This window comes from Sulfolobus sp. B1, assembly GCF_007050195.1.
Taxonomy (GTDB): domain Archaea; phylum Thermoproteota; class Thermoprotei_A; order Sulfolobales; family Sulfolobaceae; genus Saccharolobus.
This window is the reverse complement of the sequence record NZ_QIMI01000228.1, coordinates 1-1,641: the sequence shown is the minus strand read 5'-3', so window position 1 is coordinate 1,641 and position 1,641 is coordinate 1. Positions and strand designations below refer to the sequence as shown.

The window sequence follows — 1,641 nt, the reverse complement described above, 5'->3', positions numbered from 1 at the left end:
CAGATTCTTACCAGACAAGATCGAAATTAAGGAAATAAGAATTGGCAGCCAAGTAGTAACAAGCCAAGATGGCAAACAATCAAGAGTTTCTACAATCGAAATAGCAATAAGGAAAAAGTAACGATAATATAATTTTTTAGATCTTTCTTTTGCCATCCACTACTTTTAATAAGGCATTCGTAGTATATTATTATATGGCACAGCCTAATGTTAAAGTAGAATTCGAAGGAAAAGCAAAAATAGGAGAGCTTATGGGAAACTTTAAAGCAATACAGTTAAGACCAGAGGATTTTTCGAGTCCCTTAGCATTGCAAATGGCTTTATCAAGAATTTATTCTGAGCTAATGAACATGCTAAATCAAAGACAAGAAATACATTATGTAGCTGATGTTAAATTCACTGACTCAATGGGGAATCCGATAAGCGTAGGAGTAGATTTCGGTGATAAAATACCACCGCTTTCTAAAAAGGAGGTTAAAGTAAAAATTACTATTGAGTTTTACGACGAAGAGTAAGTCTCCTATCTAGATAACTCTTGCCTAAAAAAATCAGAACAAAGTCCTCAAAAGGATTTAGCTTATACTCGAAACTACCTAACTTAGTTATTAAACCTATTTTACTCATGTAACTTATACTATTATAAGATACTTTCTTTGAAAAATAAGGCTTTAAAACGTCTAAAGCTTCGCCGAGGTTAAACTTATCATATTTGAATTTCTTAAATAGTAGGAAATAGATTATGACCTCTCTCTTCTTTAACCATCTCATCTATACTACCTCATTAGCCTGGTTACTCATCAGAGATCAGACCTTACAAGTGCATTCATCTTTAATATATGTTTAACATAGGTTAGTTTATATGACTTACGTTGATGAGAATAGCAGAATTTGCAGACCTAATGAAGTAAAAAATATAGCAAAAGGAGATATAATAGTTACACAGCCAGCAACGTTAAATATCGATGGAAGAATACTTACTTTTCCTCCACTTTCGTTAATAAGTGAAAAATGTAAACACATAATAAGAACCTTAACATGGGTAGAAGGAATAAGAATTGATGATGAGCTTATTAATAAAGTGATTTATTTAGACCCGAAAGAGGATATTGAGTTTAATGACATTGAAATTTTAGAGCCCCAAGTAGCCTCAGCGTATACACTTAAGAGCCTTCTGGGGCAAAAGTTGAGAAAGGCTAAGATTATAAAAGCGGAAGGTGTTCCAATAATAAATGTAAATAAAATACCCATAGTTGGTATAAGGAATGGTTTAGTATACATCGGAATAAGACTATTAGGCGATGAAGATATTCTGTTTAGATTATTTGGTTACTCCTTATTGTACTACATGTCATCCAGTTCATCTGATTGATCAAAGCTCAAAATTTCAGTCTCCTTCCTTCTCCTTGCTTGATACTCTTCTGAAGTTCCACTAACGATTATCTCATATAACTTAGCTCGTTTACCATCATAAGGTCGTAATATCCTCCCTAGTCTTTGAATGAATTGCCTCCTTGAACCCGTACCAGTAACAATTATCCCTACGTTAGCATCTGGTATATCTATTCCTTCATCCCCTACAGTGGTTAATACTAAAATTCCACTGCTCATATTCTTAAAAGTATTCAAAACTCTTTTTCTCTC

The 1,641-nt window shown here is 33.3% G+C and carries 4 protein-coding genes and 1 pseudogene; 3 read left to right on the top strand and 2 right to left on the bottom strand.

Annotated elements, in window-relative coordinates:
• Positions 1-121 (top strand): annotated as a pseudogene (locus DMP16_RS09715) (RNA-binding protein); the annotation flags it as partial.
• A gap of 73 nt (positions 122-194) precedes the next feature.
• Positions 195-515, top strand: a complete 321-nt coding sequence (locus DMP16_RS09710; RefSeq protein ID WP_069284533.1) for a hypothetical protein — start codon at positions 195-197, stop codon at positions 513-515.
• On the opposite strand, the gene DMP16_RS09705 is transcribed toward DMP16_RS09710, so the two are convergent.
• Complete coding sequence (locus DMP16_RS09705; protein WP_069281722.1) at positions 490-768, bottom strand: hypothetical protein; 279 nt, start codon at positions 766-768, stop codon at positions 490-492. The genes DMP16_RS09710 and DMP16_RS09705 overlap by 26 nt on opposite strands.
• A 91-nt stretch (positions 769-859) precedes the next feature.
• Between DMP16_RS09705 and DMP16_RS09700 the strand changes: the two genes are divergently transcribed.
• Entirely contained in the window at positions 860-1,369 is a 510-nt protein-coding gene (locus DMP16_RS09700; protein WP_069281724.1) for a hypothetical protein, read from the top strand.
• Here DMP16_RS09700 and DMP16_RS09695 read toward each other — a convergent pair.
• Positions 1,342-1,641 (bottom strand): helicase-related protein (locus DMP16_RS09695; RefSeq protein ID WP_255446868.1); only part of this gene is annotated, 300 nt, incomplete at its 5' end. The genes DMP16_RS09700 and DMP16_RS09695 overlap by 28 nt on opposite strands.